This window comes from Wolbachia endosymbiont (group B) of Rhopobota naevana (assembly GCF_947250615.1).
GTDB lineage: Bacteria > Pseudomonadota > Alphaproteobacteria > Rickettsiales > Anaplasmataceae > Wolbachia.
The window spans coordinates 1320591-1346662 of sequence record NZ_OX366333.1 but is presented as its reverse complement, the minus strand read 5'-3'; the positions used below and the strand labels follow the sequence as shown (position 1 = coordinate 1346662).

General features: G+C 33.3%; 18 protein-coding genes and 1 tRNA gene. 7 read left to right on the top strand and 12 right to left on the bottom strand.

The annotated features are described in order from the left end of the window. Positions 1-7: 7 nt before the first annotated feature. Positions 8-802, bottom strand: coding sequence for a 16S rRNA (adenine(1518)-N(6)/adenine(1519)-N(6))-dimethyltransferase RsmA (gene rsmA, locus OOL01_RS06445; RefSeq protein ID WP_019236635.1), 795 nt, complete (start codon positions 800-802; stop codon positions 8-10). Between the two features lie 77 nt (positions 803-879). Here rsmA and OOL01_RS06440 point away from each other — a divergent pair. The 5 genes from OOL01_RS06440 (at position 880) to OOL01_RS06420 (ending at position 4769) form a co-directional block, all read left to right on the top strand. Beyond that, a tRNA-Thr gene (locus OOL01_RS06440) sits at positions 880-952 on the top strand. 24 nt (positions 953-976) lie between these two features. Next, the gene (locus OOL01_RS06435; RefSeq protein WP_264686627.1) at positions 977-1687 is read left to right on the top strand and encodes a triosephosphate isomerase; all 711 of its coding nucleotides are present in this window, start codon (positions 977-979) and stop codon (positions 1685-1687) included. Positions 1688-2013: 326 nt separating this feature from the next. Further along, a complete protein-coding gene (locus OOL01_RS06430; protein ID WP_264337072.1) occupies positions 2014-2202 on the top strand; it encodes a hypothetical protein in 189 nt (62 codons plus the stop codon). A 312-nt stretch (positions 2203-2514) separates the two neighbouring features. Further along, positions 2515-3414: a DMT family transporter gene (locus OOL01_RS06425; protein WP_149168726.1), complete on the top strand. Its 900-nt coding sequence runs from the start codon at positions 2515-2517 to the stop codon at positions 3412-3414. 47 nt (positions 3415-3461) lie between these two features. After that, positions 3462-4769 (top strand): UDP-glucose dehydrogenase family protein, encoded by a 1308-nt coding sequence (locus tag OOL01_RS06420; protein ID WP_264686626.1) that lies wholly within the window; start codon positions 3462-3464, stop codon positions 4767-4769. A 17-nt stretch (positions 4770-4786) separates the two neighbouring features. On the opposite strand, the gene OOL01_RS06415 is transcribed toward OOL01_RS06420, so the two are convergent. The 10 genes from OOL01_RS06415 to OOL01_RS06370 form a co-directional block, all read right to left on the bottom strand. Then, positions 4787-5932 (bottom strand): MFS transporter, encoded by a 1146-nt coding sequence (locus tag OOL01_RS06415; RefSeq protein ID WP_406718398.1) that lies wholly within the window; start codon positions 5930-5932, stop codon positions 4787-4789. Between the two features lie 140 nt (positions 5933-6072). Continuing rightward, on the bottom strand, positions 6073-7116 hold the full coding sequence (locus tag OOL01_RS06410; protein ID WP_264686624.1) for a threonine aldolase family protein: 1044 nt from the start codon (positions 7114-7116) through the stop codon (positions 6073-6075). After that, a complete protein-coding gene (locus OOL01_RS06405) occupies positions 7113-8162 on the bottom strand; it encodes a threonine aldolase family protein (RefSeq protein ID WP_264687264.1) in 1050 nt (349 codons plus the stop codon). Before OOL01_RS06405 ends, OOL01_RS06410 begins: the two co-directional genes overlap by 4 nt. A 1-nt stretch (position 8163) precedes the next feature. Continuing rightward, positions 8164-9939 (bottom strand): ABC transporter ATP-binding protein, encoded by a 1776-nt coding sequence (locus OOL01_RS06400; protein ID WP_264686623.1) that lies wholly within the window; start codon positions 9937-9939, stop codon positions 8164-8166. Further along, positions 9940-10929 carry a phytanoyl-CoA dioxygenase family protein gene (locus OOL01_RS06395; protein WP_264686622.1) on the bottom strand — a complete coding sequence of 330 codons (990 nt, stop codon included), beginning with the start codon at positions 10927-10929 and terminating at the stop codon, positions 9940-9942. A 4-nt stretch (positions 10930-10933) separates the two neighbouring features. Beyond that, complete coding sequence (locus OOL01_RS06390) at positions 10934-12610, bottom strand: WG repeat-containing protein (RefSeq protein WP_264686621.1); 1677 nt, start codon at positions 12608-12610, stop codon at positions 10934-10936. After that, positions 12571-14898, bottom strand: a complete 2328-nt coding sequence (locus tag OOL01_RS06385; protein ID WP_264686620.1) for a glycosyltransferase — start codon at positions 14896-14898, stop codon at positions 12571-12573. The genes OOL01_RS06390 and OOL01_RS06385 overlap by 40 nt, the downstream gene beginning before the upstream one ends. Then, the gene (locus OOL01_RS06380) at positions 14855-15808 is read right to left on the bottom strand and encodes an NAD-dependent epimerase/dehydratase family protein (protein ID WP_264686619.1); all 954 of its coding nucleotides are present in this window, start codon (positions 15806-15808) and stop codon (positions 14855-14857) included. The genes OOL01_RS06385 and OOL01_RS06380 overlap by 44 nt, the downstream gene beginning before the upstream one ends. A gap of 124 nt (positions 15809-15932) precedes the next feature. Beyond that, positions 15933-16673: an NTP transferase domain-containing protein gene (locus tag OOL01_RS06375; protein WP_039950631.1), complete on the bottom strand. Its 741-nt coding sequence runs from the start codon at positions 16671-16673 to the stop codon at positions 15933-15935. A gap of 121 nt (positions 16674-16794) precedes the next feature. Beyond that, positions 16795-17574: an ankyrin repeat domain-containing protein gene (locus tag OOL01_RS06370; RefSeq protein WP_264686618.1), complete on the bottom strand. Its 780-nt coding sequence runs from the start codon at positions 17572-17574 to the stop codon at positions 16795-16797. Positions 17575-17942: 368 nt separating this feature from the next. Here OOL01_RS06370 and OOL01_RS06365 point away from each other — a divergent pair, with 368 nt between their 5' ends. Further along, complete coding sequence (locus OOL01_RS06365) at positions 17943-18083, top strand: hypothetical protein (RefSeq protein ID WP_019078704.1); 141 nt, start codon at positions 17943-17945, stop codon at positions 18081-18083. Between the two features lie 52 nt (positions 18084-18135). Further along, positions 18136-19380, top strand: coding sequence for a group II intron reverse transcriptase/maturase (gene ltrA, locus OOL01_RS06360; RefSeq protein ID WP_264686617.1), 1245 nt, complete (start codon positions 18136-18138; stop codon positions 19378-19380). A 72-nt stretch (positions 19381-19452) separates the two neighbouring features. Here the strand turns inward: ltrA and OOL01_RS06355 are convergent, their stop codons facing one another. Continuing rightward, positions 19453-26067, bottom strand: coding sequence for an ankyrin repeat domain-containing protein (locus tag OOL01_RS06355; protein WP_264686616.1), 6615 nt, complete (start codon positions 26065-26067; stop codon positions 19453-19455). Positions 26068-26072: the final 5 nt, after the last annotated feature.

Here is a 26072-nt window from a genome sequence, read left to right as displayed (position 1 = left end):
AATATATTTATCGCATAATTATATTATTTGCTAGCAAACAGAACTGCTCAATAGTTAAGCTTTCTGGACGTTCGTCTCCACTCAGTTTAGCATTCTCAAGAGTAGTTGAGACATCACTAGTTATACTTTGCAAGCTATTTCTCAGCATCTTTCTTCTTTGAGCGAACACAGCACGTGTTAGCTTTGTTAAGGTTTCTAAATTTACTGCAAATCTTGGAGTGGGTAAAGGTTTTACTGTAATTACTGAAGAATATACTTTTGGTCTTGGAAAAAATTCCTTAGGTTCAATATCAAATTCCTTTTTTATGTCGCATAGTAACTGGCTTAGCACTGATAGGGAACCATAATCTTTAGAATTAGGTTCTGCTGTAATACGCTCTGCTACCTCCTTTTGGAACATTAACGTCAAATTCGTAAAAAATTTTATATTATTTAACCACTTTAAAAATAACGCTACTGAGATATTGTAAGGCAAGTTAGCAATGACTTTGACTGGACATTCTACCAGCTCTTTTTCTACAACATTAAGTGCATCTGCTTCTATAATTCTATATTTTCCCTGATGCTCATTTAGCAATTGTTCGTGATGTTTCACTAAACTACTATCTTTTTCTATAGAAAGTAGAAACTTTGGATTATATGCCAATATTTCTCTTGTTAACGCACCATACCCAGGACCAATTTCAATAACATTAAAATCTTTCAGGCTACCAGCTAAGGCAACTATTCTTTTTATTATCTCATTCGATAAAATAAAATTTTGCCCTAGACTCTTTTTTGGCTTCAGTAAAAATTTTTTCATATGATCTTAGTATGCAGTATTTTAAAAATTAGTTGACGAAAATTCATCAATAATTGTATATTGTCAGTGTATTTAATGCCGGCTTAGCTCAATTGGTAGAGCAACTGACTTGTAATCAGTAGGTTGTCAGTTCAAGTCCGACAGCCGGCACTCTCATTCATATAAGAAAAATTGATGTCTTTTTTAATAGTAGCAAATTGGAAAATGAATGGAACACGTTCTTCATTTGTTGACTTTATAGGCAAACTTAACAACAAGAGCAACGAAATTACCTCTAAATTAGTAATTTGCCCTCCTTTTACATCATTTCCAAGCAATATAGAGTTGAATAACAATATTAAAATAGGAGGACAGAATTGCCATCATAAAGAGTTCGGTTCTTACACAGGTGAAATTAGTGCAGGAATGTTGAAGGAACTAGGATGTAGTTACGTAATACTTGGACATTCTGAAAGGGCTCATGAAAAAGATAGTGAAATAAAACTTAAATCGAAAACAGCAATAGAATCAGGATTACACCCAATCATCTGTGTAGGTGAAAACTCAGAAGATTATAAAAATAAAAAAACAAAAGAAGTAATAGAATATCAATGCAAAAACCGTTTGCCAACACAAGGTGAATATACCATAGCATACGAACCGATATGGGCAATAGGAACAGGAAATGTGCCAAATAATGACGCAATTGCTGAGGTGATAGAGATAATAAAATTGTGTACTGGTAAAAAACACATTATATATGGTGGCTCAGTCAGCTCAGAAAATATAGGAAACTTGCTCAGTATTCCAAATCTATTGGGAGTTTTAATTGGTAGTGCAAGCTTAGATTTTGATCACTTTTATCAAATTATACAACAAGTCAAGAAAAAATTTTCTCTTAATTAATTCTAAAGGATAAATACTCTTATTGTCATGATATGTATAACAATGTTACAAAAAATAATATCATAGAATTCAATAGGATAATTCCTAGAAAACCTCTACATACTAAAAAAAGCAAAATGCTGTTAAAATGAGCTTAAGAATAATAAGAATAAATAGCAAACATCTAACATAACAATTCTATTTGTAAATCAGATGAGACTTATCCTATAGAAAGCTTTCGAACTACGCAAGCGTATCTTTTGCCTTTAGTATTTCTTTAAACCTGCTGCAAAAGAGTGGGAATGGTTATAAAATAGGGAGGTATAGCAAGAGAATAGAGAGGGAAGATGAGCTTAAACTACCATAATCTAAAAGAACATCCGAGAAATTTTCGAGATGTAACAGGTTTGAAAATAGAAGAATTCGAAAAGATTGTAGAAAAGTGCGCCCAGAGTGGGAAAAAGTTCAAGAACAGAAGAAATGCCATGGAAGAACGTCAAGATTGCCTGTATTGGAAGATAAAATACTCTGTATAATTCTATAGACCTGCTGCAAAAGAGGAGATATTTAAAGAGAGATGTAGCAAGAGGGAATGAGCTTAAATTATCAAATCAACGTTATTCTACTTTACCTCACTAGCATTTTCCTTACCTTGAGCCTTACTATTACTCACAAATATAAACGTTCGTTACATAGCTCTTAATATGTCTAAAGAGACGAAATTTCCCGAATTATTTATAATGAACCCTTACGATCACATTCTGGGGACGTACATCAGAAAACTTTTATATTATTAGTTTTGTAGTAAAATTATATGAGTACATCGTATCTATTAAATCAGAAGCTTTATGGATTACAGATTGAGAGCTTATTTGTTTGGGGTTATCTGGTTTATACTTAGCTTACTTAGTAGTGTAGCTAATGATACTATATCAAAATATCTAAGTTTACATCTTCAGAGTTTTGAAATAATTTTTTTCCGCTTTCTGTTTACCACTATTACCCTTGTACCTTTTATGTTTTACTATGGAATAGAAACTTTTAAAACAAGTCAAATATCTACTCAAATAACCAGGGGTGGTTTGTTGTTTTGTGGAATGACCTTATGGACTTACGGGTTGACTGTTTTCCCCATAGTAACTGCAACGATTATAAGTTTTTCTATACCATTATTTGTTATACTTCTTGCAATCCCTTTGCTAAACGAAAATATAATTTGGCAAAGATGGATAGTAACTGTTATTGGCTTTGTTGGTATTGCTATTACTACCAAAGCTCATAGTGAAGATTTTAATCCTAAAATTCTTATTTTTATTGTATCTGCATTAATCTTTGCTATATTAGACATACTTAATAAGAAACTTGTAATAAAAGAGTCAGTAATAAGTATGTTATTTTATTCAGCTCTAACGACAACTATTTTTTCTACTCCACCTTTGTTATTTTATTGGCATATGCCTTCCTTGTTGGAGTTAGTATTACTGCTGATTTTAGGAATAAGTTCAAACCTAATTCTGTTCTTCATGTTAAAAGCTTTTGCTCTTACTGATGCTACTGCACTTGCACCGTATAGATACATAGAGCTAATAATTTCTGCAATAGTAACATACGTTATATTTAATGAATTACCTGATAAAAGTGCTTTATATGGTACTTTGATATTAATACCATCAACCTTATTTATAGCTTATTCGGAAGGTAAGGCAATTAAGAAAAATAATCTAACAACAAAAGTTTATAATTGTTAATGGTATTTATTTTAGATGCTAAGCTATATTTTTAAGGTGATAATAAAATGCACATAACTATTATAGGAGTAGGGTATGTAGGATTAGTATCTGGTACAATGTTATCGGAGCAGGGCCATAAAGTTGATTGCATTGACATAAATACTGAGAAGATTGAACTTTTGAAATCAGGGAAAATTCCTCTATATGAACCTGGATTAGCAGATTATTTAGAGAATAATATAAAGTCACAAAGGATAAGATTTTTCGATTCGTATTTTCAAATAAATCCCAATACAGAAGTAGTATTTATAACTGTAGATACTCCATCAGACTCCCTAGGAAATGCAAATTTACAGAATGTATATAATGCAGTAAGTGAAGTTTCTGAGAAAGTTAATCAAGATTGCTTAATAGTGATAAAGTCAACTGTTCCTCCTGGTACTGCAGAAAATATACATAATTATTTATCTAATAAGGGCTATAATTTTGATTTAGGAGTTAATCCAGAGTTTCTCAAGCAAGGCTCTGCAGTATCAGATTTTTTATACCCAGATAGGATAATAATAGGAGTAAAAACTAAGCTAGCTAGAGCAAAACTAGAAGTTATATATAAATCATTTATAGATAAGAATATTCCGTTAATGGTCACTGATACAGTTACTGCTGAAATGATTAAATATGCTTCTAATGCTTTTCTAGCAACAAAGGTTGCTTTTATCAATGAGATGGCAGGTTTATGTGAGCTATTAGGAGCAGACATTGACCTTTTATCTAACAGTATGGGAATGGACCATAGAATAGGTAAGGAGTTTCTCAAAGCTGGTCCAGGATTTGGAGGATCATGTTTTCCTAAAGATTTGTCAGCTTTAATAAGGCTTGCTGAAGATCACAATGTCAAGCTACAAATTTTAAATTCAGTTAAGGAATCTAACTATAATCATATAACAAACATTGCTAAAAAGGTAGAATATGTATTAAATGGAGTCCAAAATAAAAAAATAGCAATATGGGGGCTAACTTTTAAGTCTGATACTGATGATGTAAGAAATAGCCCAGCTATAGATATTGCAAAATTGTTAGTGAATAACAAGGCTAAAATTACTGCATATGACCCAGTAGGGATGGATAATGCTAGGCAAATTCTAAAGGATATAGAGTACGCGGACAGCGCTATAGGAGCTGCAAGAGACGCGGAAGCCTTATTATTATTAACGGAGTGGAAAGAATTTAAAAATCAAGATTTTGCAAGTTTAAAGAGTATTATGGCTGCACCTAATGTTTTTGATTTCCGTAATTTATTAGATAGCGAGCTATTACTAAGATATGGTTACCATGTTTATTCCTTGGGTAAAAAATCTATCTACAAAGTTTAACTGTTGAGAAATTTTTTTTACACCGCTTTACTTAGTTTTTTTAGATCTTTGCTTGATAGTATGGAAAAGCAAACGAGTGCAACAACAGAGCAAATGGAAAAAAATGAAAACATAATACTGTTACCACAGTGCTTAACAAGTACTCCTAAGAGCACGCATGAAAATATTGAACTTGCAATATACCCAAATAATCCTGTTAAGCTTACAATTGCACATACATTATTTTGTGGAGCAATTTCTACAGCTATAACACCTGTCAGTACTTGCACTCCAAATATAAAGAATCCTGATAAGATTGCACCAAGGTTCATAAGAATTATGTTTTGACCAAAGTTCATTGCAATAAAAGTGAGTGCTATACCCAACATGTAAAGTAATGCCAGCAAGCTTCTATTTTGAAAGAAGTACATATCACTAATTCTTCCTGTGATTAAAGTTCCAAGGATTCCACCTAAATCATATACGCCCGTTATTAGTGAGGATTGTACAAGAGAAATTTGTAATTTATCCCTTAAAATTATAGGAAACCAAAAGAAGATTCCCATTTTTATAATATAAGCACAAAAAGTAGCACAACATAGAAACCATATGGAACTTGTTACCTTGATACCTATTTGAGATTTCTGCACCTTATAATAGGTAGTAAAGTTGGCACTTTCTTTGTAATATGCCTTTAATATTATATAAATTCCAAAAAGTAAGCATAAGAAACCAGAGTACAAAAATGCACTTTTTGCATTATATATTTTAATTATACTTGGTAATACAATTAAAGTAATACAAGAACCAAGTTGCTGAGATGCGCTCATAACTCCCCATGATGATGCAATTGAAGAGATGCTAGAGTTTGTAACCATAAACTTGGTAATAGCTGGCCAACCTAACCCTTGTGTCCAAGCTAATAATATTAATGTTAACAGTAATAAAGTTAGATTATTATATGATAAAGTTATACCAATGGTTAATAATCCAGTTGCAATATTGCATAGCCCAAACATAAATAATGGATTATTTTTGGAGTCCATGATTATTCCATTAACAAATTTTGATACTCCATAAAAAAAAGAAAAGCAGGCAAAAAAATAGCTTAATTTTACATGGTCAGTATCTATTAACAGTGGCAGAGCAATTGGTATACTTTGTCTTGATAAATAAAGCAGCATATATCCACAGAAGAATAGTAAATATTGAAAGAAGACAAAGTTCACACCTATTCCCAAATAGCTCTATGCAGATGCTAGCATAATACTATATTGGTATAATATTGTTTGACAAGAAGTTTGCAAACAATTAGTGCAGAAAATTACTTACTTAGTATCTTTCTTATAGCAGATACAGTAGTATTAATATCTTCATAGCTTATATCTCTATGTGTTATAGCTCTGATTTTACCTTTGATGTTAGCCATTCTAATTCCATAATTTGTAACTAGTACGTTTATTAATTCTTGAGTAGATATACAATTAGTACGTAATGAAAAATACGCTATATTAGTTTTGTATAGGTCGATATCAATTATAACTTGATCTATGGAGTCTAGGCCTTCTATAAGGTGCTTCATCTTTTTATGATCTTCCTCTAAACAATTTATATTATTATGTAAAGCATATAAACATGCAGCTGAAATAATGCCAGCTTGGTGCATACCTCCGCCAATTTGAAACTTATAGTACCAAGCTTTTTCAATAAACTCTTCACTTCCAAGCAATATTGCGCCCATTGGAGCACCTAATCCTTTACTAAAATCAATGAATACCGAATCAAAATAACTTGCATACTCCTTTGGAGATATTTTAGTATGAGCACAAGCGTTGAACAGTCTTGCTCCATCTAAATGAGTGAATACGTCATTCTCTTTGCAGAGACTTGAGATCTCTTGAATATATTCTAAAGGCCACACAGCCCCACCACCAAAATTAGTCGTTTGTTCGATAGAAACAAGCCCAACTCTCGGAATATTTCTTAAACTAGGACGAGTAATAAACTCAACAATTTGTTCTCCAGTAAATATTCCTCTCGTACCTTTGATGGGCAAAGGAGTGGCATGTGCCTGGGCTGCGATCAAGCCAGATTGTACTATGAGCGGATGTGAAGTTTCATCAAGCAGCAAGTAATCACCAGGTCTTTGAATGTGTACTTTATAAGCAATTACATTGGACATCGTTCCTGAAATCAAAAAGATTCCTGCAGGTTTACCTAATATTTTACATGCGGTTGCCACTAATTCGTTCACAGTTGGATCTTCACATGCAGCTTCGTTTCCAACTTTTGCTTTAGCCATCGCTTCCCTCATTTTAGCTGAAGGGTCAGTGTTTGAATCGCTAAAGAAATCTATTTTTATTCTCATATTAAATTTAACACAACCTCCTTTATAATTTCAGCAGCTTTCATGATATCTGTTTCCTTTGTGCCAAGATGGGTAACTGCTCTTATATGAGACTCGAGCCAAGGAAAAAGCAATAAACCATAAGCTTGGCACTTACTCAAGAAAACCTCATTAGTCACATTTAGTTCTTTTATACTAAAGCTTACTATGTTAGTTTCTGGATAAGGTAGTATCAGCTTTATATGTGGAATTTCCTTAATCTTATCTGCAAATAATTTAGCGAGCTTATTATCTTCTTTAAGCCTAGAAATATTATTCTGTAGTACATATTTTGCTGCATTAGCACAATACCCTATCTGATGATAACCACTACCTAGCCAAACCTGTAGCTTTTTAGCCCTTTCAATTATCTCTCTTTTGCCCATAAGCATTGAACCAAAAGGAGCACCAAGTCCTTTAGTAAAAGAAAAGCTCATTGTATCCACATATTTAGCATAATCTGCTAAAGCAATATTTGTTTCGATATGGGCATTAAATATTCTTGCACCGTCTAAATGAAGATTTACATTGTGAGCTTTTAAAAAGTAATATAACTCGACTTGTTTTTCAAAAGGATAAATTTTACCATTAAACCCGTTTATACTATTTTCTATAGAAACAAGACTCACCTGAGCAAAAATTTTATACCTCGGCTTAGAATTAATAGCATATTCTACTTCAGCAACATCTAAGATTCCGCTGTTATTTCTAATACAATTAAATACGATATTATTTACTTTTGCATTGCCTGCACTATCGAAAAAATTAATGTGATAATTATAATGAGTTATTAGTTCATCACCAGGACTTGTTTGACTAGCAATGGCTAATCTATTTGCAAGCATACCGCTGGTTACAAATAATGCTTCTTCTACTTTGAATAATTGTTTGCAATATTCTGATAAGTCATTACAGCTTTTGTCTTCACCATAAGCAAAATCTCCAACAGTTGCATTATTTATTGCATGTATAACGTTGGAGCTCTGCAGAGTTGTAGTGTCACTTCTCAGATCAATAATTTTTTCCATCTTATTTCTTGCCATTCAAACAACCAATTTGAGCATTCCAAAGTGCTTTATAAAGACCGTGCTTAGAAACTAGTTCAGCGTGTTTACCATCTTGGACAATTTTTCCTTTGTTAAATACTAGAATTCGGTCCATGTGTAAAAGTGTAGAAATACGGTGTGCTATAGTAATCGTAGTTTTATTTTGCATCAGTTTAAATAAACTCATTTGAATTGTTTTTTCTGTTATAGAATCTAACTGACTAGTTGGTTCATCGAGAAATAATATTGGAGCGTTTTTTAAAAATGCCCTTGCTATTATTATTCTTTGTCTTTCTCCTCCAGATAGCTTGATGCCTTTTTCTCCGACTGTAGTTTCATATTGATCTGGTAGCGCCATAATGAAATCGTGAATACCAGCCAGCTTTGCAGCTCTCATTATTTCTTCGATAGTAGATTGAAGTTTACCATATATGATGTTTGATAAAATAGTATCATGAAATAACAATGGGTCTTGAGGTATTACAGATATTTGTTGCCTCAAAGAACTCTGTGTAACTTCTGATACTATTTGATTATCAATCTGTATATTACCTCTTTTAACATCAAATAGCCTTAGGATTAAGTTTATAAAAGTAGATTTACCACCTCCAGAATAACCAACTAGACCTACTTTTTCGCAAGGATTAATGGTAACTGAGAAATCTTGAAATAATGGCTCCTGACCTTCATAAGAAAAAGAAACATTATTAAACGTTATTCTTCCACTTAATAAATTTAATTCTTTAGCATTTTCCTTATCTTGAATTTCTGGTACAGTAGTCAAGATTGGCAATGCATCTGAAACTTTGCCGAAATGAGTAGAAAATTGGGTAAGATTCCTAGTTAGATGGTTAAGAAACTCTATAATCGATATATTAATTCCAAGTACAAGAGCAATATCTCCTATTGCGATCTTGTTCAATTGATAATCATGAATTAAAAAATACAAGTTTACTGCTTGGAGTATATCGAATGAATAGCCATATATAAACCAAAGACAAAAGTATGCCCATTGTAATTTTCTCTCTGCAATAGTTCTTTTCTTGCATATTTGAAAAAATTTGTGTCTCTCATGTGCTTGCTGAGAAAATAACCTTACTGATATAACATTTAAAATACTATCTGCTATACTAGCTATTACTTGTGAATTTTGTTTAGAGTAATTATCAGCTAGTTCAGTAAGTACACGAAAGCTGAAAATCGATACTAAAATAAAAATGCTTACCCAAGTGAATGTAGCGATTGCAAATTTTATGTTTACTAATGATAAGGTATAAATAGCTAAGACTAATGCTATGCTGTAACCGAAAAAACAATCTATAAGCAATCTTATTAACTCTATCACACTATCCATTAAGTTAATGACCTTATGTACTAAGCTTCCAGATAAATTGTTCTGATAATAGGAATGGTCGTGTTGGAGTAGCCTACAAAAAGACATATCAGCTATCTTTTGACGCATTAAGGTAAACATTCGAATGTCAACAAAATAGCCATAGAATCTAAAAGCAGTAGTGATAAGTAATGCCATACCAAGATAAGCGCTTACAGGTAATAAAAGATTTTCAATTACATTACCTTCCTGATATTTTACAGCTGTATCTAGAATATTTTTTACTAAATACTTTCTAAAAGACAAATCAACAGCTACCACCAGGGCAACTAAAGACATTATAAGTACATTAAGTTTGAATTTAGATACTATATTCAGGATGAACATCAATACACATTTGAAGCTATCAACTCTACTTCTGTTCATTTATAATGCTAGCTCCACTACGTTGACTTTTTTATTGAGAAATACAAGTAGTGAAAACCATAAATTTTTGTATATTTTTCCTGAGATGTCTCCAGCATCATGTAGTGCTGATGCTTGATTGAGAATAAGTAGCTTATATAAATCTCGCTTAGCCTTAGTAGTGTCGATCTCAGAAATATTTGTAGTTGTGTCTGTAATAAAGGCTAACCAGCTCTTGATAAGTTCTTCCATGTTTTTTGCTTTTATACTTTCCTGGTAGCCAAATAATGACAAGCATTCTCTCAGTATAGATTCTGTTAACTCACCACAATTGAGTATACCAAAAACTGAAGGCTGAGGTTTTGGCACATAGGGAAGGTTTTGATCTTTTACAATCCACCTTGTTACATAAGCAAATCTATCTTTAGCATCTGTATTCTTATCACTACCATGCCATAACCGTGAATCAAAAATTATTGCATCTCCTGCTGAAATAGGTAGTGACTTAATTTTGTAATTTTCTCGGTTATTTGAGTACTGATCAAAAAAATATGGGTACCAAAAATCAACTAAAGGCTGTATTTTCCATTTATGACTGTTTTCTATAATTTGTAGTGCACCTGAAGTTTCACTGACATTATTCAAAGCTAACCAAACGGAAAAGTGGTAAGGATCATCGAAACTATAGGAGATGTCTTGATGGAAGGGAACTGCATCTATTAAATCAGCAGTTTTACATATAACATTTGATTTTTTCTGCAGTATCTGACACTGAAGTGACTTTTCAAGGTAATTTTTAATAATTTTATCTAATGCTTGAGAGATAATTCTAGTTACTTGAGATAACATGCCCCATCTGCCGGTACAGTTTAAGTAGTCAGAAGTTGAAACACTTAATTCTTGGGATAGCTTTGATATTTTATTTGTTATATCACTTAAAGACTGAGTTATTAGCTTTAAAGGAACCAGATTTTTGATAATAAAAAAACCATTTTTTTGTAATGTTTCCATGTGATTAACATCTGACATCAATAACTGATAAGTAATCTGTTAAAGGTAAAACAGCAAAAATTTTGAATCCTTTTACTTGTTTGAGTATTTTTTCCCAATCGTTTAATGTTCTTAGTTTACCTCCTGTTTCAACCATGACATTAATATCTACAGAGCCTCCAGTTGGAGAGCGGTAATCTAAAATAGTTTCTATCAATAAAATACGAGATATTCCTTTGACCAATTTTAAATAAGACAATACTTTATCATCATCATAGTGCTGTAGAAAGCGGCAAAAGACACCTAATTCATAATTTGTAACTGATAGTTCTTCCTGAGTTATAAGTTTGACTTTTAAATTTTCTACTAACTGTCTTGGTACTTTATGTTCGTTATATAGGCCTATAGAACCTTTATTGTGTATATCAGAATAAGCAAGAAATAAAGAGTGTACACCAAATAGCAATATATTCTTAGCATCATCTATATTAATTCTAGAATTAAACTCTTTAGTATCAAACCTAGAATATCCTAGCAATGCTTGGTAAAACGCTATTTTCTTATTTTCTGATGCTTCTCTTTCCTTAAAAGATTCAAATGAAGAGATTGACTTCTGTTTTAGTATATCGGCAATATTTAACCAATTCTTTTCAGCGGCAACTCTTGCCCACATCGTTGCTGCTTTTGGCAAAAATGGTATTCCCTTAAAACACTTACCTTTTGATGATAGTTGCCATAAGTCCTTGTCCTTATCGTAATCAATAAACCCTATTTCCCACAACGCCCTTAACAGCCTTTCTAGATTTGGTACGATAATGTTTAACTTTTTAGATAAAACTGGCGTAGTTGCAGGTAAAATATTTAACAAATCAAGTTCAATAGCAACGCTTGTTAGGTAAGTTTTCCAAAAGGCTGAAAGTTCTGCAGAAATCCTATGCACTTGAGATTCTTTACCTAAATCAAAAATACTAAACTTTACATTTCCGGTAATATCGATTTGTCCTAACACACCTTCAAAAGTTTCAACTTTTGCCATCCCATTATAAAATGCTTCTACCATTTTAAATCTCTGCTGGTAAACAGGATCACCATTAATATCTATATGAAACCAACCATGTTGATCTTCTGCAATAGAATACCCTTTATGAAAAACATTAAGTTTTTTATACCATTTATTATGTACTAACTTTCCATGATGATTAATATGTGTAGCTTTACTATCCTTATAGACTACAGCGATACCATCCTTAAAATCTCCAACATAATCATATTCCTCCTGATAAATCCTGTTGCCATTTAAATTAATATGAAAACATTTATCATGTCTTCTAACTACACAAGCATCTTCCTGATAATTTCCAATCCATTGATACGACTGTTTGTATACTCTACATCCAGATGAATCAATATGGTAACACCCTGTATCATCTTCTACGGCCGCTCTATTAAAGTAGAATCCAAAAGTTTTTAGAAATCTATGATGATAAACTGCTTCTCCTCTCACATTGATATGATAAGCGCCTATCTGATCATAAACCGGTGCAAGAACGGGCTCATGAAATTTACCAACCTTTATAAACCTATTTTCATACAAAGGATTTCCTAGCAACTCGTGAAACCTCTCACACGGTGAAATTTTAATAGATCTAAGATTATCTTTGATTAATTGATCAAAGGTTTTCTCATGTTGCATGTTTTGCATAATTTGTAATTTAAATAATTCTTTTGTAAGCTTAGGTACTCACTACTCTGCCATATTTCCTCGAGTTTAACCTCATTAACATTACCAAAATTTCCTAATGTCTTACGGAGTTCATCTGGGGCACAGCAAGGACTAAACTTTCCTTCATTGTTTATCCATGCTTCTTTACCTAAAAATGGGCATTGACCACCTGGAGCCAAATCCTTAATACCTTCTTGAGAAAGGATTGTGAAATTTTCTAATTTTATCTTTTTACCATTTGGCAATAGCATATTATCTCTAAGTTCGTATAACCTTCTCACCTCCGTGTTCCATCTACTAATTGCTAATTCATCTCTTCTCATAGATAGATCCTTAATTTCCTCAAAATGTGCCCAAAGATGATGTCCTTTAACTCTATCTATGCCATTTTTTATGGCCATCTTAACTATGTCATAGAGTTCATGTAAATTACTTTCCAAAAATGTTAATTGTAAAGTAACGGTACACCTTTCACCTGTATCGCTAAAGTATTTATCTCTAACTTCAAGGAAAGTTTTTAAATTTTCTGTCACTACTTCCCATTTTGAACCTTTCATGATTCTTTCATGAGTTTCTTTAGTTGCCCCATTCCAGGAAATCTTAACATCAGATAAAATTGGTACCAATAGTTCAGCCCATTTTCTAGCTCCTTTAATAGGAAAAGAACCATTGGTTGTGAGGTTAAGCTTAAGGCTGAACTCATGGCACAAATTGATTATTTCATCAAAGCTTTTATACATTAAAGGCTCACCCATAGTAGAAGGAATGATTTCCCTTAAAGGTGTGCCAGCTGCTTCCTTAATTACTTTTCTGATAGTTTCTATCGACAGTATCTTAGGTTTTATTCCTTTAGCTTTCTTTTCTTCTTTAACTTTGCTGTATGGTGAAAAACATTCGCACATTATACAAGCAAAATTACAGTAATCTGGATTAGTATCAAAAGTAATTCTCCAAGGACCGGGTTTAACAGCTACTGATTTGCCTTTCTTTTCAATAGCATTACGGTAAATCTTGTTAAGTTTTTCAGTATGCTCACTTATAGAAGGTATATTTCCATTTTCAGTATAAGGATAGCCTTTTTGGGTAAGTTTATTGTATAACTCCTGATTTGTAGATAGGACTTGCATTTTTTCTGACAAACTACTTGCATCTCTGCGCTTAAATAATAGTCCATCTCTTACATATTCTGCCATACCACCATAATCGGCTGTTATAACTGGTATTCTAAGTTGCTGTGCTTCATGTATTACTAACGGTGAATTTTCACCCCAAATTGAAGGAACGACTATTGCATCGACTTTATTAAATACGTCAGTAACTATATTCTTATTATCATAACTTCCCATCCACTCTATTCTTTCTTTAACAACAGGTGAAAACTGATCGGCAATTGCTTTTAAAGCTTTAGTTTCTTCTCTTGCTGCTCCCCAGATTCTAAGTTTTGCTTTAGATGGTAAGTGAGAAAAAGCCTTTAGTAATAGGTCAACACCTTTTTCGGGAGTATGAGTACCAATATAACCGAAAATAAACTCTTTTTCTTGTACTCTATTTCTATTCTTAAGACGATTGAGATCAAAACCATAATCAAGATAAGAAATTTTGTTTATCGGAACATTAAAATCCTGAGTAAATTTATCCATCAAGAATTTCGATGGGGAAATAAAGTAATCTATATAGTCTATTATTTTCCTTGTGTACTTCATTCTAGTTGCAACCCATTGTTCCCAATAATTTAGGTCTAAATTCAGGAATTCTTCATCTCCTGTAAAATATCCCTTGTAACATTGGGTTGCACATTTTTGATCCTTTTGTCCATCACAAAGCCGTAATAAATCTTCAGAATTGCGTTGAATAAACCTTCCTCTTGGACACATTAACCAAAAGTCATGTAGCGTAAAAATTGTAGGTATATTTTCTTTAAAAGCAATTTCTGGTAAAGTAATTGATAGATGATTAAGATGACCAAAATGTATAAGATCTGGCTGAAAGTTATCTATTACTCTTTTAAATTTTATATCTACTTCTTCATTAATAAATTTGTAACGATATTTAGTTATGGGTATATTAATTAAATGCAGTAAGATTCGTGAATCACTACGATCTAGTACTGTAGTGTAATAAAAATCAGGTAAAAAGCTATTTTCATACCTAGTAAATACTTGTACCTCATTGTTATTTGCTAGTTCATGAGCAAGAGTTTGGCTATAAACCTCTGAACCAGCACTATAATAAGGAGGGTAACCATGAATAACTTTTAATATTTTCATATGTTACCATATCTATATTGTTAGGATATTCTTGTGTATTGTTTTGTAGACTTTTTATAAAATTGCTTAATCCTACTTCTAATGAATGCTTTGGAGACCAACCAAGTAGCTCTTTAGCTCTAGTAAAATCACCATGGAACTTAGTTACATCAAAATTTCTTGGAGGATAAAAATCAATTCTAGAATCACTTTTTGTGACTTTTAATATTGTTTTTGCTAAGTTTTCTAAAGTACATGGGCTATTAGTAGTAAGATGAATAGCAGGAAGAGAAGATTTTTCACTTTGTAAATATTTAACAGTTAAGCATATACCCTCTATAACATCATCCAAGTAGGTAAAATCAAAAACACATTCTTTACCTTCTATTTTAATTGGATCACCTCTTAATGCATTAATACAGAGTGCAGGAATTACTCTACTGTTATGATCTAGTAAACCACCGTATACATTTGAAAAGCGTAATATTGCTACATTAAAATCTTTTAAACTTGTTATTTGCTTCTCAATAAATGCTTTACCTTTGGCATAATTATTTATTGGATCGATACTAGCAGATTCTGTAACTGGCAGTTCCTTCTGCTCTCCATAGACTTCCCTACTACTTGCATATATAAACCATGGTTTATTTGAAAGTGACTTACATAACCCTAAAAACTGCATTGTACCATTAACATTAATTTTTTTACACAGTTCAGGATAAAGTTCACCATGTATAACTCGAGAAATTGCAGCCAGATGAATAATTCCTGTACACTTAGCAAGTAGTGGTACTATATCTTCTGAAAAAAAACTGAGTGGATTGTTGCAAAACCTAATATCGCAGCTTATTACTTCATGGCCCTGATTTTCTAACTTTTTCACCAAGGCTGACCCTATCAAACCTGCAGCACCTGTTATTAATATCCCCATGTATACCCTCTCACTACAACTAGGAAAATTTATCGTACCAATTATCTTACAAGTAAGAATCAAAAGGTATTATAAAACCAGTATAAAACAAATGTCAACTTAAATTAGTGAATAAAAAATGTGATTATGAAAGAAGAGTTGTTGCTTGAAAATAGTGTTCAGCTTTAACCAAATCCTCTTTATTATTTACTCCCATTGCTTCTCTTTCATCAGTAACTACATAACCTACACTCAAGTTATTGGTTGCTGCAATGGGTACTATATCATTAAGACAATATTCATTGGTCGAATTATTAAATTTTATTTCTTTTACTAAGGTAGAGAGATCTTTAGCATATGAAGCTATTATTCCAGAGTTTGCAAGAAGCATTTTATCTCCATTTTTTAGGATTTTTTGAACATTGCCGTAATTATCAATTACTAATCTTCCATATTGTTCATCTTGACTATTGAATCCAAGAAGAACTAAATTATTATACTTTAAACAATCAGTCATTTTCATAACTGTATCACTAGATATAAAGGGAGTGTCTCCATACTGTATTAAAACTATGTCTTGATCAGATAACTCCTCCAGATTTTCTAGAGCAATTTTAACTGCAGTGCCAGTGCCTGTAATATCTTCTTGAATTATTAGTTTTATATTGTATTGATCGATTATACTTTTTAGAGTATCAAAGTTTTCTAAATCTTTTAGAAGGGAGTTGTTAACAACAATTGATAAGCTTTTTAGACTCAGCAATTTTGCATTAGAAATTATATGTTCTAAAAGAGTAAGATTTCCCACTTGGTGCAACGCTTTTGAATATTCAGAATTCATTCTACTGCTCTTTCCTGCTGCTAATATTATCAAAATGTTACTCATACATAACTCAGGAATTGATTAGATAGTAAGTTAATTTATAATTAGTAAGATGTAAAGTCCACTGTAATTTTTATATATTTTCTAGATCTTGGCACCCTCATTAGAGTTTCATTTAAGAGAGCTATAACTTTAAACTCTTTACTCGATTTTCTACGCTGACATCTTGTAAACTCTGATCTGGACTTTTTAATATTTCTAATAATCTACTTGCAAGGTTTGAGTGTTTATTGATTACTGCAACCTGGACTAATGACTTGCCTTGATCATCACGAGCATTTGTTACAGCTACGCGCTCATCGGGTTTTATTGCTTTCAGCTTACTGATAATTTCAACATTACCATTTTTTGCATTTTCAAATAGCTCTTCTACTAATTTCAATAGGTTAGTAATATTCTGGTCTCGAGAAAGATCAAGTGGTGTTTTACCTTCTTTATTCTTGATGTTATAAATTGCACCATGTTTCAACAAAGATTTTACAGCTTCGAAAAAGCTATTTTCAGTAGCAACATGCAACGATGTAGTGCCTTTAACTATTGTTTTAGCATTAATAAAATCACTCAATTTATTGTGGCTTACACGTTGTAACAAAGCTTCAATAATTTCTTTATGACCTTTGGAAGCAGCAGTGTGTAATGGTGTATTACCTTTATTAGTAACTTGACTAACATTAGCTCCATTTGTTAGTAAGATGTTTACTATATCTATGTGTCCATTGCTAACAGCGTAATGCAACGGTGTTCTTCCATCAATATCTTTATCGTTGGCATCAGCTCCATCTTTTAACAGACGCTGAACAGTTCGTATATCACCTTTACTAGCAGCAATGTTGATATCTTTCTGCAGATGCTGGAGAACCTCTGATGCTTCGCTACCCTCAAGCTTAAATCTAAAATTAATCATCTCTATCTTTTTTAAAATATCTAAAACACTCGGATGACTGTGCGCCGTAGAAACACGGAAAGTGTTGAAGCTGTGCAGTAGATGAGGGAGGGCCCCTCGGAGCCGGTTTGCAAGAGCAGGCTTCAAACAGCCATAAGCTGCTTTGGTAAAGAGCTAAGGTAGTGAGCGTTATGGAAAAGGCACAATTATGTGTCATGTATGAAATAGAGAGACGAACGCAAGTGAACCACTGATGAAGTGTCGAAAGCGTAGAGACGACGTCAAAACCAGGGGGTAGTCGTTAACCTGGGATGAATCTACTGGGAGCTTGTTTACTGGGTAGGTGGCGTCCGGCATAAAAGTGGCGTGAATCTATTTTAGGCTATTGCATGGAACTACGGGAACCTGTCGTTTCGATGAAAAGGGAGAAGTCCAAAGAGCTGATCTCTGAGGATGAGAGTACCGATGCGAAAAACAGGGGCGGATTAGCTCGTAGTAGCGAAGAAGTTTCTGTAATGGAAATGGAGTGAAGGGGCTAAGTTATTTAGTTTTAATTATTTATCAACCGAAAGGGAGGAGTCAATGAATAAAACAAAGTTTTTTGATATACCGAAGCAACTTATTTGGAGAGCTTATAAACAAGTATCGAAAAATAAAGGTGCAGCAGGTGTAGATGAGGTCTCGATAACAAAGTTTGAAGAAAATCTAAAGGATAATCTATACAAATTATGGAATCGGATGTCATCCGGAAGTTATTTTCCAGAGCCGGTAAAAGCTGTTGCGATACCAAAAGATACAGGAGGGCAAAGAATTTTATGTGTGCCTTCAGTATTCGACAGAATAGCGCAAACAGCAGCTACAATGTATCTTGAGCCGTTAGTAGAACCGAAATTTCACGAAGATTCATATGGTTATAGACCAAATAAGTCTGCGCTGGATGCGGTATACACAGCACGGAAGAGATGTTGGAAAAATGATTGGACGGTAGATCTTGATATATCTGGATTTTTCGACAATCTGGACCACGATTTAGCACTGCAGGCTATCAAGAAACACACAGACTGCAAATGGGTCATACTGTATGTTGAGAGGTGGATGAAAGCCCCCATTCAGCAAGCAGATGGCAGTAGGGTAACAAGGGATAAAGGAGTTCCGCAAGGAGGTTCTATAAGCCCAATCATTTCAAGCATATTTATGCACCATGCGTTTGATATGTGGATGAAACAAAATTATCCAACAGTACCATTTGAAAGATATGTAGATGATGCGATAGTGCACTGCAGAACTAAAAGACAGGCAGGATTTATGAAAGTAATGATTGAAGAAAGATTGGCTAAGTGTAAATTGAAGTTACATCCTGAAAAGACACAGATTGTGTACAGTAAGGATGATGATAGAAAAGAACAATTTCCTAAACAAAGCTTTGATTTTCTAGGTTATACTTTTAGACCTAGAGTAGCAAAGAATAAGATGAGGAATTATTTCATCTCATTTCTACCTGCAATTAGTAACAAAGCCAAGAAGAAGATCAAGAAAACCATAAAGTCATGGAGAATACATCGGATTACATGGACCACACTAGAGGAAATATCGAAGAAGATAGATCCAATAGTCAGAGGCTGGTTTCAGTACTATGGCAGGTTTTATAAATCAGAGATGTATCCATCTCTTAGAAATATAGAGAGATACCTCATAAGATGGGTCAGGACAAAATATAAGAAACTTCGTGATCACGGAAGACTAGCAAAGCAATTTCTAGGAAAAGTGAGAAAGAGGTCTCCAAGTATTTTCTATCATTGGACACTTGGGTTAGGATCAAAAGGCTAAATAATGGGAGCTGTATAAGCCGAGAGGTTTCCGTGCAGTTCTGCGAGAGACTGGTGGGGAAGCTCCGCCGGTCTACTCTCCTGGTCCAAAAACAGCTTTTCTTTGATCAAAACTTTCTCTGTAGACTTTAAGTGCGCTGATCCATTTCCCTTGAGCAAAAAGTACATTTGCTATGTTGTATTGAGTATTCAAGGTTTCTGGGTGATTTTGTTGTAAAGCTTTTTTCTGGATATTTAAAACCTCTTGAAAAGCTTTCAAGGCTTCATGATGTTTATTTTGATTGAAGAGTACCCCAGCAATGTTATGTAACGTTCTCAAGGTATCAGCATGATTAATACCTAAAATTATTTTCTTCTTTTCAAAAACCTCTTTATAGATTTTTAAGGACTCTTCGTATTTACCTTGGTTAGCTAGTACCATTGCTATATTATTTTTGGCACTCACAGTGGCTAGATCATGTGTACCTAGTGTTTCTTTCCTCTTTTCAAAAACTGCCCTATTGATATTTAACGCTTCTTCATATTTTCCCTGTTTATCTAATACTAATGCCATGTGAAACTGAGTATTTAAGGTATCTGAATGATTTGACCCTAGTATTTCCTTTTGTCTCTGATAGACTTCTTGATAAATATTAAAAGCTTCTTCATCTTTCCCCTGTCTATGCAGCACTAAAGCGATTGTACTTCTTGTACTTAAAGTATCCTTATCGTTTAAACCCAGCATTTCTTTTTGTTTCTGAAAAATCTCTTCAAGCATATTTAAAGCTTCTTGGTAAATTCCTTGCTTATATAGCACTTTGGCTATATATGTCTGAATATCTAAAGTACCAGGATTGTCTGGTCCTAGTATTTCTTTTCTTCTTTCAAATGCGCTTCTGAAAATACTTAAGGCTTTTTGGTAATTGCCTTGATTCAAGAGCACTAAAGCTGTATCAATCTGAGCGGATACGTCACTTTGCGATATCTGCTTCAACTGCTCGACTTTTGAAAAGTTACTATGTACTGCAGCAACTACTAACGTTTTGTTCTCTCTATTACGAGCACTCATCACTGCTTTTACTGTATCAATATCCTTTATCTTATTTAGGTCATTAATAACTTGAGCATTACCATCTTTAACCTTTTTAAATGATTCACTGACTAGTTTAAATAAGCTAGTTATACTTTTATCCACAGTAAAATCTGATGGTGTTTTCCCACTGTCAGAGACAGCATTGTATACTGCACCATTAGACAATAGGGCCTTTACAACTTTTAAGTGAGAGAACTTAGCAGCATAATGCAGAGGAGTAAACCCCTTGTTACCAACCACATTAGGATTAGCTTTATTTTGTAATAGAATATTGACAACTCCATCATAGCCCTTCCATGCAGCATAATATAATGGTGTTACACTATCAGCATTTTTGGCATTAACAAACGCTCCTGCTTGAATGTAATTCTCAACCTCTGAAGAGCTATTACGTTTTACAGCCTCAAATAATTTCTCAGTTGATGCTAATAGATTGATAACGTCTTTATCGTTAGTCATTTCTAATGGTCTTCTACAAAGCTTGTCAACAGCGTTATAAACTGCACCATTTTTTAATAAAACTTCAATAACGTCTTTATAACCAAAATTAGCAGCAATATGCATAGGGGTTAAGCCATTAGTATCTTTAGCATTAACGTCAGCACCTTGTGCTATCAAATACTTTACAACTTCTAACCGACCTTTCATTGCAGCATAGTGTAGTAATGTCTGGTTAGCTGCACCAAGCTCATTAATACTCAACCCCTTGCTAAGGAAAAACTCTACGGTATTTTTATAACCTTCTCTAGCTGCAATGTGTATAGGCTTTGATCCAGAGGCATTTTTAGCATTAATATTAGACCCTTCATCTACTAGACATTTTACCATTTCCAAGTTACTTTCCTGTGAAGCAATGTGCAGTATAGTCCAATCATCATTGCCTTTAGCATTCATATCTACTTTTTTATACTGCAGTAACATTTTAACCACTTGCAAATGACCATGTGACACTGCTAATTCTAAAGATGTTCTACTCTTATTGTCTTTAACATTAATTTTTGCTCCATTACTTAATAGGACTTCAACAACATTATCATGGCCGTGTCCTGCAGCTATATGTAGCGGAGCACCTTCAACATTTACAATGTTAACATTAGCCCTATTTGCTATCAAAGTTTCAGCAATTTCCCCATGACCTTCTTGTGCTGCAAGATATAACGGTGTTGTACCATTAATAGTCATAGCATCAACATTAGCTCCTTTTGTTATCAGAGCATTTACTATCTCCTTATCACCTCTTTTAGCAGCCAAATGCAATAGTGTAGTATTTTCAGGACCTTTTGTGTTAACATAAGCTTTATTTCTTAGCAAAATCTCTACAATATCTCTGTAGCCAGCAAGAACTGCGAGTAATAAAGGTTCACCACCTTCTACATTAACACTAGCTCCATTTGCTATAAGAACTTCGACGATTTCCTTATGATTATATTTAATAGCAGAAAGCAATGGTGTTAGGTTATTGCTCTTAACATTAACATTGGCTCCATTTGCTACCAGAATCTCAACGATTTCCTTATGACCTGCTTCCACAGCTACATGTAATGGTGTACTGCCTGCAATACCTTCCGCGTTAACTTTAGCTTTATTTTTTATTAAAAGATTAACAACGTCTTTATGGTCTTCTACAACAGCTGCATGTAACGGTGTAAGACCATAATTAGCTTTAGCATTTACTTCAGCTTTATTTTTTATTAGGAAAACAACAGCATCTCCACGGCCATTTAGAGCAGCTGAATGTAATGGTGTCATACCATCATTAGTTCTAGCATCGACTTCAGCTTTATTTTTTATCAAGAGATCAATAACATCTTTGCTACCGTTCATAGCAGCTGCATGTAATGGTGTACTACCCTTAATGTCTTGAGCTCTAACTTCAGCTTTATTTCTTATTAGGAGTTCAATAATATCTTTGTGACCTTTCAGAGCAGCTACATGTAATGGTGTTAGATTATTATTGGCTTTATCATTGATTTCTACTCCATTTTTTATTAAAAGCTCAGCAACTGCCTTATGACCACTCTCTGCTGCATAGTGTAATGGCGTAGCATTATTTTTATCTTTAGCGCGAATGTTAACCCCATGCTCAAGAAGAGCAACAACTATCTTCAAGTGGCCACTCTGCACTGCAAAATGTAGTGGGGTTATACCTTCCACAGTGGCAATACTAGCATTTGCCTTATTTGTCAGTAAAGCCTTAACAATTTTCTCATGTCCATCTTTTGCTGCGTAGTGCAAAGGTGTGTTATTATAGGTTTTGTCAACAACATTAACATTAGCTCCATGCTTCAATAAAATATTAGCTATCTTTTCATGACCGTTTTCTATTGCATAGTGTAATGGTGTACAACCATTTATGACACTAGCATTAACATTTGCCCCTTTCAGAATTAAAGCGTTTACTATTTCCAGATGGCCATTAAACGCCGCTGCATGTAATGGTGTCCAATCTCTGTCATTTCTAGCATTAACGTCTGCCTTATTTTGAAGTAAGAAATTAACTAACTCCAGGTGACCACTTTCTGCAGCTTCATGCAATGGAGTAAAGCCACCCATGGCCTCATTAATATCAACATTCGTATCTTTTTCTAGTAGAACCTTAGCAACATTAACATGATTATTTCTTATTGCATAATATAAAGGTGAAAGACCACTCATATCTTGAGTAACAGTACTGGCTTTATTTTTTAATAAAACCTCAACAGTATCCTTGTGACCATTTTGGGCTGCAATGTGTAGTGGTGTTTTGCCATGATTATCTGCATCATCAACATATAAACCAGCTTCCCCTACAAAAAACTTCACAATATTTTTTCTTCCATGTGCAGCAGCGATCTGTAGTGGGCTTTGACCATTAATATCTTTAACATTAACGTCTAAATTTTGATTAAGAACAAATTTTACAATTTCAAGACTAGGTCCCTTAGCAGCAAAATGTAATGTAGTCCATAAGTTAATACTTCTAGCATTGATGTCTGCTCCTTTTTTGAGATAACTCTTTAAGTCTTCGAGATTCCCTTCTTCCAATGCGACAAACATTCTTTCCTGATTAGTAATAGTAATAAGACCTTGATCGTATTTATCCTTCAATTTGGAAGGATCGTCTCTCACTAACTTGCCAACTTTTTTCTTACTTTTCATTATGTTTTCTGAAGTAAGTTTTTTAGCGTTTAAGATAACTGCTATTGAGGGATCAGATAACAATACATCAACCAAGGCATTATCGTGTGCTAAGTGATTACGCAAACATTTTCCAGTTAGTAAAGGAGTATTCTCATCTAAGAAAAGTAAATTGTTTTCTAGATAATTCTTTGAGGTGCCTAAGATTGACATTATATCCAGAACAAGCATTTCTACTACTGCTTGCAATTTCTTATTACTCTTATAGGAAGGGAGTTTTTCAATTAATTTACCACTCAATGCGTTATTCCTTAAAATACTTTTCAGTTCAGATAGCTTCAGTGCAAGTTGGTTATTATATTTTTCTTCTGTTATATTGTAAGTCTTCTTTTGTTTGTATGCAGGAATAAAAGAACCTTTCTCATTCAACTTTTCTCTTAATTCCTCAATCCATTTGATATCACCTGTTCCAAATTCAGCAATATAAAAAATTTCGCAAGTTAATCTATTTACTTCATCAAGGTTGTCTTCTTGTATTCTTGACTTAACACTATGAGAAATCTTCTTCGATAGCTCAGCAATCTCTTTAAGGCTGTGAGATTCTATTCGGGGAACAATATTCTCTAATGTTTTATTAGCACGAAATTTCATTCCCCTAATAACGTTATGGTCAATCTTATTATCACTAAAGCCAATACTTAAACTCTTTAATAATGCAAACCCTGTAATATAATCAGTTCTGATATTTTCTGATTGAGTTCCTGCACAATTGATTATGTTATTAATTTTATTAAACAGCTCTTGCTCGTGACTTGTCTTTTCAGTTACACTATTGCTTAGTTCTGCAATGAGCTTTTTAAGCTTTTCGTGTTCCATTGTTACAAAGTTTCCTGAGGTTATTTCATCTAATTTAGCGTTGCTAAACGCTTCGGTGACTTCTTTTATCTCATCCAAGTTCTCACTATTAATAATTTTTCTTAGAAGTATTCTGACAGTTTTAATTTTGTTGTCATAAAGAATACTAGTAATCACATCACCAACTTTCTTAGTGTCATTTTGAACACCAATAAAAAAATTAACATCTGTATTTTCCTCAATCTCTGTTCTTTTAGAGAGTGAATAAGCATGTGATAGTGAGTTACGTAAATCTATAATGACTTCTCTTGTGTTCTTTGGTAATGATAGTAGAAGAAGCTCGCTTGTAGTGCTAGATAACTTGGGAGATTCTAGAGTGTTTTTTAAATATTCACCAATAACCTGTAAAACCCTTGTAATAATTAACTGTCCTTCCCTTTCTTTAGGATTAGCTGATAATGCCAACTTTATATAATCACTTATTTTCTCTAAAGAATGAATATCCCTAATTTGTTGATAATCGCTATACAACTCTCCAAATTGAGGATAATTGCTAACGATCTCTGCAACAACCTTCTCACGTTTTAACTTCGGGAGATCAGCAAATTTACCAATGTCCACACCTTCTATAATATCTTTTTCTTCTTTAAGTTTCTTTGCAAAATTTTCCAAGTGGTCTAGTATTTTACTTTTATTCAATGTGGCATTATAGAATAGATTCATTTCCTGTCGTTTTATGTGAGAAGAAACAAAACTGATCAAACAAAATTCCATTTCTTCCCAAGGTAGTCTATCGTAGGTTGATTTCAACTGCCGCTTTAATATATGAATATTTTGTGCAATAAATTTTGCTATGAATAAAAACTTTTCATCTACTTTTTCTGTGTTTGAATACTCTGCCTTTAACAGGCTAATATTTTGAAGTACTAACTCAATCCGCTCTCTTATGTTATTAAGATAACTCTTCACATTCTGATCTTGTCCAGAAGCACTAGAGAAAAAACGGAGGTTTATCAACTTATTTTCAACAAAAATTTCTATCTCTTCTGACAAGAATACGTTCTTTAGTTTTAATTCCTCATAAGCTCGTGAAAGAATTTCATCTAATTCCCTGAAATGAACAGCAAAATAATTACCTGGCCATTTATTAATGAGTGTATCAAGAAGTTCAACATTACCTGAACGTATAGCATAATAAAACGCATTATGGCATGTTTCATCCTCATCATCTGGTAATATAGTAGTTTCTCTGATGCCAACAGATAAATTACTGAGAATTTTACTATTATTGCCAAGTAGGTATTCTAAAATCTTTACCTTATTGTGTTTACAAGCTAAGATAACTAAGTTAGTACTCTTAACAGGATTGTTAGCATTATCATAATAGTCTCTCAAAGTTACTTGATCTTCTGCATCAGTTATGTAATCAATAAAATTGCTTAATTTTTTTAAGCTGTCGACATTACCATCTGATATTGTCTCTTCGAGTTCAGTTAAAACCAGGAGATAAAGTTCTTCAGCTTTTGCTTTTCTGCGGTAGAGCTTTTTATATTCTCTAATAAACTCCTCTTTTGATGTGTAAGAACGTGATAAAAACTGTTTATCTTCTTGATAAAAACTGGTTTGTTGTTTAGGTACATGCATAAACC